Origin of the sequence: Micromonospora sp. NPDC000207 (assembly GCF_040300925.1) — a bacterium.
GTDB lineage: Bacteria > Actinomycetota > Actinomycetes > Mycobacteriales > Micromonosporaceae > Micromonospora.
Genome location: NZ_JBEPEQ010000183.1, coordinates 1 through 6,801, shown reverse-complemented (window position 1 = coordinate 6,801; position 6,801 = coordinate 1). Strand labels below are relative to the sequence as shown.

General features: G+C 72.2%; 4 protein-coding genes. 3 read left to right on the top strand and 1 reads right to left on the bottom strand.

Features of this window, described 5'->3' with window-relative positions; translation table 11 throughout:
• The first annotated feature begins 481 nt into the window (after positions 1-481).
• Positions 482-1,975 carry an AMP-binding protein gene (locus tag ABT336_RS26335; protein ID WP_350900130.1) on the top strand — a complete coding sequence of 498 codons (1,494 nt, stop codon included), beginning with the start codon at positions 482-484 and terminating at the stop codon, positions 1,973-1,975.
• Positions 1,972-4,191 carry an aminodeoxychorismate synthase component I gene (pabB, locus tag ABT336_RS26330; RefSeq protein ID WP_350900128.1) on the top strand — a complete coding sequence of 740 codons (2,220 nt, stop codon included), beginning with the start codon at positions 1,972-1,974 and terminating at the stop codon, positions 4,189-4,191. The genes ABT336_RS26335 and pabB overlap by 4 nt, the downstream gene beginning before the upstream one ends.
• A 63-nt stretch (positions 4,192-4,254) precedes the next feature.
• Here pabB and ABT336_RS26325 read toward each other — a convergent pair whose 3' ends face one another.
• On the bottom strand, positions 4,255-4,863 hold the full coding sequence (locus tag ABT336_RS26325) for a helix-turn-helix transcriptional regulator (protein ID WP_350900126.1): 609 nt from the start codon (positions 4,861-4,863) through the stop codon (positions 4,255-4,257).
• Positions 4,864-5,558: 695 nt separating this feature from the next.
• Between ABT336_RS26325 and ABT336_RS26320 the strand changes: the two genes are divergently transcribed.
• Positions 5,559-6,773: a serine/threonine-protein kinase gene (locus ABT336_RS26320; protein ID WP_350900124.1), complete on the top strand. Its 1,215-nt coding sequence runs from the start codon at positions 5,559-5,561 to the stop codon at positions 6,771-6,773.
• Positions 6,774-6,801: the final 28 nt, after the last annotated feature.

Below are 6,801 nucleotides of genomic sequence, written 5' to 3'. Positions count from 1 at the left end.
ATTGCGTATTCACGCCACCGTCGTCACTTGAGTTGAGGGTCGTCGGTCGGCGTGAATACGCAATTTTGGAGGGTGCCCGATCGGGCACCTACCCATACCCTGAAAGTGTACGTAGGAATACCTAACATCTATGGTGGAGGGTCGATACACCCACGTTGACCTGCGGTTTAGCCGACCATCAAACGGGGAACACCTCAATGGAGAGGCAGTACCCGAACGGCGATGAGGCACATTATCCGACCCGTACCCGCACTATCTGTTGCCGACTTTCCAAGCGCGGGTTACCGTCTCCACCCAAGGACGATATTGGCGCGGATAACCCCTGACCGTGGAGAGCGACAGGGGCCAGGCAGCAATTTTCCCCATCGGCGGTGGTCATGGCACAATTGCAGCGAGCAGCTTCCCCGGCGGCACTGCCCGACGCGGAGGCACCGGAGTCGGTGCCGTCGGGCACGCGCGCGTCGGTCCCCGGGACCACGACATGAACCTCGCGGTGGCCCTGGAGCAGCTGACCGACCTGTCCGGCTGGCGGCAGCGGCCGGCGACGTACGAGCCGACCGGCGTCCACACCCACGGGCAGGTCCACGACCTCGCGGCGCGGGCGGCCACAGTGCTCGCCCGGCACGGCGTAGGGCCGTCGGCACGCGTACTCGTCGCCATGCCCGACTCGGTGGCGTGGTACGTCACCTTCCTGGCCACTGCCCGACTCGGCGCGGTCGCCGTCCCGGTCAACCCGGACCTGGCAGTGCCGGAGCACCTCGACATCGTCGCCGACTGCGAGCCGGTCCTGGTGGTCTGCCCGCAGGAGCTGGCCGGCCGGTTCCCGGTGCCCACCCTGGCCGGTGACGACCTGGTCGACAGGGCGGCCGGCTGCCCGCGCGCGGCGGCGCACCCGGTCGACGCGCAGACACCGCTGTACATCCAGTACACCTCGGGCACCACCGGTCGCCCGAAGGGGGCGATCCACCGGCACGGCGACCCGGAACGCTACTACCGCAGCGCGGGTCTCGGCGTGGTGGAGGTGGGGCCCTGCGACGTGACCCTGTCGGTGTCGAAGCTCTACTTCGCGTACGGCTTCGGCAACGCCTTCGTCTTCCCCCTGTTCTCCGGCTCGGCGGCGGTGCTCCTGCCGTACCGGCCGAGCCCGGAGGAGACAGCGGAGCTGGTCGCCGCCCACCGCGTGACACTGCTCTACGGCGTGCCCACCGCGTACGCCGGGATGGTCGCGCACGGGGACCCTCGACGGTGGCGCACCGTCCGGGCGGCGGTCTCCGCCGGGGAGGCGCTGCGGCCCGGCCTCGGCGAGGCCACGTCGGAGCTGCTCGGCGCGCCGGTGCTCAACCAGCTGGGGTCCACCGAGGCCGGACACGGGTTCTGCTCGAACACCCTGCGCCACCACCGGCTCGACACGGTCGGCCGGGAGCTGGCCGGCTACCGGCTGCGGATCCTCGACGACACCGGCCGGGAGGTGCCCGACGGCACCCAGGGTGAGCTGTGGGTGGCCGGGGACACCATCATGTCCGGTTACCTCGGGCTGCCCGACGAGACCGCGGCGAGCGTCGTCGACGGGTGGCTCCGGACCAAAGACCTGGCGGTACGCAACCCCGACGGGACGGTGACCCTGCACGGTCGCGCCGACGACCTGGAGATGGTCGCCGGGATCACCATGGCACCGGGGCCGGTGGAACAGCTCATCGGCGACCATCCGGCCGTCGTGGAGGCCGCCGTCGTGGCCCGACCGGACCAGCGGGGGGCGACCCGGCTGCACGCCTTCGTGGTGGCGGCCGACGGTGCCGCCGAGCCCGACGCCGACGAACTGGCCCGCTGGTTGGCCGGCAGGGTGGCCCCGTTCAAGGTCCCCCGGTCGGTGTCTGTGGTGCCGGCGCTCCCCCGAACCCCCACCGGGAAGCTACGCCGGTTCATGTTGCGCGACATGGTCGCCCGTCAGGAGGCGTCGACGGGGGCGGCGCGATGAGGACGCTCCTGATCGACAACCACGACTCCTACACCTTCAACCTGTACCAGCTCATCGCCGAGACCTACGGGGTGGCACCCGAGGTGCTGACGAACGACAGCCCGGAGCTGACCGGCGCGGTGTCGCGGTCCTTCGACGCGATAGTCGTCTCACCCGGCCCGGGACGTCCGCAGGAACCCGGCGACGTCGGGCGGTGCGCTCCGGTGGTCGCCGACAGCGAGGTGCCCGTCCTCGGGGTGTGCCTGGGGCACCAGCTCCTCGGCCACCTCAGTGGTGCCCGGGTGGGGTACGCCCCGCGCCCCCGGCACGGTCACCTGACCCGGATCCGGCACCGGGGCACCGGGCTGTTCACCGGGGCTCCCCAGGACTTCGTCGCCGTGCGCTACCACTCGTTGTGCGTGACCGAGCCGCTGCCCGAGGAGCTGGTCGCCGACGCGTGGGCCGAGGACGGCGTGATCATGTCGGTACGGCACCGCTCCCGTCCCTGGTTCGGGGTGCAGTTCCACCCCGAGTCGGTCGCCAGCGAGCAGGGTCGGCTCCTGTTGGAGAACTTCCGACGGATGGCGTCGACCCGATCGACGCGTACCGCCGACCGCCCGCCGTCGGCACCGGCGGTGGCGCGTACCGCGAACCCCGCCACGTCGGCACCGCCGGTGGTGGCCCGGGCCGCCGCCGGGTCGTCGGTGTCAGCGGCGGCGTCGGTGTCGTGTCCCGGCGGGTTGGCGGAGCCGGGTGGCTGGCTGCTGCGTCGACGTCGGCTGCCGTTCGCCTGCTCGACCACCGAGGCGTTCCGGCGGCACGTCGCACCCCACCCGTACGCGTTCTGGCTCGACAGCAGCCGGGTGGTGGCCGGGCTGTCCCGGTTCTCCTTCCTCGGCTACCCGGGCGGCCCGTACGGCGAGGTGCTCCGCTACCGGGTGGGTACCGGCCGGGTCGACGTCCTCGACGGGCGGGGGCGTCCGGTCACCGAGGAGCCCGGGACCATCTTCGAGGTGTTGCAGGAGCGGCTGGACCGACGGCGGCTCCCGCACGACCCGGAGTTGCCCTTCGACCTGCAGAGCGGGTACGTGGGGTACTTCGGCTACGAGTTGAGGGCCGACTGCGGTGCGCCGGGTGGGCGTGCCGCACCGACCCCGGACGCCGTGTGGACGGCGGCGACGCGGTTCGTCGCCGTGGACCACCAGACCCGTACGACCTGGGTGTCGGCCCTGTGCCGGGACGAGCCGGACAGCATCCGGGAGGCCGACCGGTGGATCGACCGGACCGCTGCGGGCCTGCGGCCCGAGGAGGTCCCCCGGCAGGCGGCGGGGCCGGCGAATCCGGTGGACCCGGAGCCCTATCTGATCCGTCCCCGTTCCGGTTACGTCGACGACGTCGAGGCCTGCCTGCGGTACCTGCGCGCCGGGGAGAGCTACGAGATCTGCCTGACCAACGAGGCCCGGCTGCCGTTCCGGGGTGACCCGATCGGGCTCTACCTGCGGCAACGTCGGCTCAATCCGGCCCCGTACGCGGCCTATCTGGACTTCGGCGAGGGCCAGGTGCTCTGCTCGTCACCCGAACGCTTCCTGAAGATCGGCCCGGACGGGGAGGTGGAGGCGAAACCGATCAAGGGGACCGCCCCCCGCGATCCGGATCCGGTCCGGGACGCGCGTCTGCGTGCCCAGCTGCCGGCCTCGGCGAAGACCCGGGCCGAGAACCTGATGATCGTCGACCTGCTCCGCAACGACCTCGGTCGGGTCTGCCGGGTCGGGTCGGTGCACGTGCCGGCGTTCATGTCGGTGGAGTCGTACACCACTGTCCACCAGCTGGTCTCGACGGTGCGGGGCGTGCGTGAACCGTCGGTGTCACCGACCGAGGTCATCCGCGCGTGCTTCCCCGGCGGGTCGATGACGGGCGCGCCGAAGCTGCGTACCCTGCAGATCATCGACGGCCTCGAACAACGCCCCCGGGGGATCTACTCCGGGTCGGTGGGGTTCCTCAGCCTGACCGGTCCCTCGGACCTCAACATCGTGATCCGCACCGCGGTCCGGCACGGTGGGCAGCTGCGGGTCGGTGCCGGTGGCGCCATCGTCCTGGACAGCGACCCGGAGGAGGAGTACGCCGAGATGCGGCTGAAGTTGCAGGCACCCCTGCGGGGGCTGGACGCGTCGGACCTGACCCGGCCACCGCGCGTGCTGGACCTGCGCCGCCCGGTCGCCTCGCACGCCGGTCGGTGACCCCGGTGGGCTGAACGACCCGACGCGGAGGTGGCCGGTGTCGCGGCCGCCTCCGCGCGGTGCTCACCCGACGGGCTCCTCGACGAGCCCCAGCCGGTACGCGGTCGCCACGGCGGTCGTCCGGTTGGGGCAGTCCAGTTTGGTGAGGATCCGGCAGACGTGGCGCTTCGCGCCGTGTTCGGAGATGCCCAGTGCTGAGGCGATCTGCCGGTTGCTGAGCCCGCGTGCCAGCAGTTCCAGGGCTTCCTGTTCGCGGGGGGTCAGGCGGGTCTCCGGTTCGATCCGGTGTCGCCCCTGCAGGGCCGAGAGCGCGAACCGCCCCAACTCCTTGGGCACCGGCATCTCGCCGCGCTGGATGTCGTGGAGGGCCTCGGCGAGGACCCGGTGGTCGACGTCGACGGCGACGACGAACCCGTCGGCCGGCAGCTCGACCGCCGCCTCCAGCAGCGGCCCGGCGGTGGCCAGCAGGACGGCGAGCGTCTTGACGTCGAGCCCGCGCGCCAGGGACAGCATCCGCTCCACCGGGGCGCCGACGTCGGCGGGGACCACGAGGAGGTCCCAGCAGCGTTGGCGTAGCTGCGCGGCGGCTGCGGCGGCGGTGTCGACGGTGTGCACCCGCGCCACTGCGGGCAGGTCACGCAGGATCGCCTCCAGGCCCTTCTGGAGGATCATCGGACCGGGCGCTACCAGGACCCGAAGGCTCGCGGGGGCCGCTGGTTGACCGCTCGTCGGGGCGCTCACCGGCGCTCACCGGGGCGGTCCGGCCCCCCGCGACCATCGAGACCGCCGATCATCTGGCATCACCTGACTCCCGCATCCCGCCTCCCCCTTCGGCATCCGGTGACCGGCCCTGGCACGGGGCTCGCCACGTCGTGTGGGTAGGGGACCGTGACGACGGACGGTAGGCGCCGACGTGGTCCACACCCCGTGCCCGCAGCGCCGGTGGGGCCGTGGCCCCCGCAGCCGCCACCGTCCACTGTGAACAACTCGTTACACAGTGCAACGGGTGCACATTGCGTCCGTCGTCACTGTACCCGGCACCACAGGGGGGCGCACTCACAGGCGAGGCGCGGAATTGCGGTCCGACGCGGGGACGACGACCGATTCCTCGACACACCGGGAACTGTTTCGTACTTCTTACGGAAGTGTCGAAATGGGCAAGTCGGCCACGAACCCACCGATGCCGGTCACAGTGGGTCACACCTGCTGTCGACCGTGGTGCGGAACCGTCGTGACGGTCCGGCGCGGGACACGCCCGTACGGCCCGGGAAGGCGGGGTGGACGTCCACCGCCGACCTGTCGGGGCATGGCACCATGACCGGTGTGCTCCGCCGAGGGGATCCGGGATCGACGCTGATGGAGTCGCGATGACAGAGGTTGCCCGTGATCCGTCGACCGGGCCCGCCCCGCTGTGGGCGAGCGATCCGGTGACCGCCGGGCCGTACCGGCTGGTGGGTCGCCTCGGTGCGGGCGGTCAGGGCGTGGTCTTCCTCGGTGAGGACGACCGGGGTGACCGGGTCGCCGTGAAGATGATCAACGTGGACCTCAGTGACCCGCGTGCCCGGTCGCAGTTCATGAAGGAGATCGCGGCGGCCCGCCGGGTCGCCCCGTTCTGCACCGCCCAGGTGCTCTTCGCCGACCCCGACGGCGAGCGGCCCTACGTGGTCAGCGAGTTCATCGAGGGCCCCACCCTGTACCGGCAGGTCCGCGAGCACGGCCCGGTGACCGGCAACGCCCTGCACCGGCTCGCCGTCGGGACGGCCACCGCGCTGGCCGCGATCCACCGCTCCGACGTGGTGCACTGTGACTTCAAGCCGGACAACGTCGTACTCGGCCGCGACGGCCCCCGGGTGATCGACTTCGGTATCTCCCGGGCGGTGGGGGTCACCGAGACCGTCACCAGTCGGGTGCTCGGGACCACCGCCTACATGGCACCCGAGCGGTTCCGCAACGACGCGATCGGCCCGCCCTGCGACGTGTTCGCCTGGGCGGCGACGATCGCCTTCGCCGCCGGGGGCCGACCGCCGTTCGGCAGCGACTCGCTCTTCGCGGTGATGCACCGGGTGGTGCACGAGCCGCCGGACCTGCCCCCGCTGCCGCCGGGGCTGGAGGAACTGGTCCGGGAGTGCCTGGCCAAGGATCCGGCGGACCGGCCGACGGCCGAGCAGATCCTGATGCGACTGCTCGGGCAGGACGCCCGGGAGCCCGGCCCGGCCCCCGACACCACGGTGCTGGCGGTGGGGTTGGAGACCGCCGGTGCGCCCACCCCGAACGAGCCGCTGCCGATCCCCACGATCGCGGCCGAGCAAGCGACGCGCCCCCACCACCCGCCGCCGACGCCGGCTCCCGGGGGCACCCCGGCCACCGGCGTCGGCTGGGCGGGACGGCTGGGCCGGGAGGCGACCGACGCGTGGGGGGTCTCCACCGCGATCTTCCTCGGCTGTGTCGGTGCCGCCGTCGCCTACCTCGCCGCCGGTCGGGTTCCCGACGCCGCAGCGACCGGGGTGGCCACCTTCGTCGTGGTCTACCTGGTCCGGTTGCTGTTCGCCACCGCCCTCGGCGGGCGGGCCGACCCGCCGTAGGGACGCGGACCGGCGTCGACAGGTGGCA

Coding starts and splice junctions, on each gene's coding strand:
- ABT336_RS26335 (WP_350900130.1), top strand. CDS start 482: ATGAACCTCGCGGTGGCCCTGGAGCAGCTGACCGACCTGTCCGGCTGG.
- pabB (WP_350900128.1), top strand. CDS start 1,972: ATGAGGACGCTCCTGATCGACAACCACGACTCCTACACCTTCAACCTG.
- ABT336_RS26325 (WP_350900126.1), bottom strand. CDS start 4,863: ATGATCCTCCAGAAGGGCCTGGAGGCGATCCTGCGTGACCTGCCCGCA.
- ABT336_RS26320 (WP_350900124.1), top strand. CDS start 5,559: ATGACAGAGGTTGCCCGTGATCCGTCGACCGGGCCCGCCCCGCTGTGG.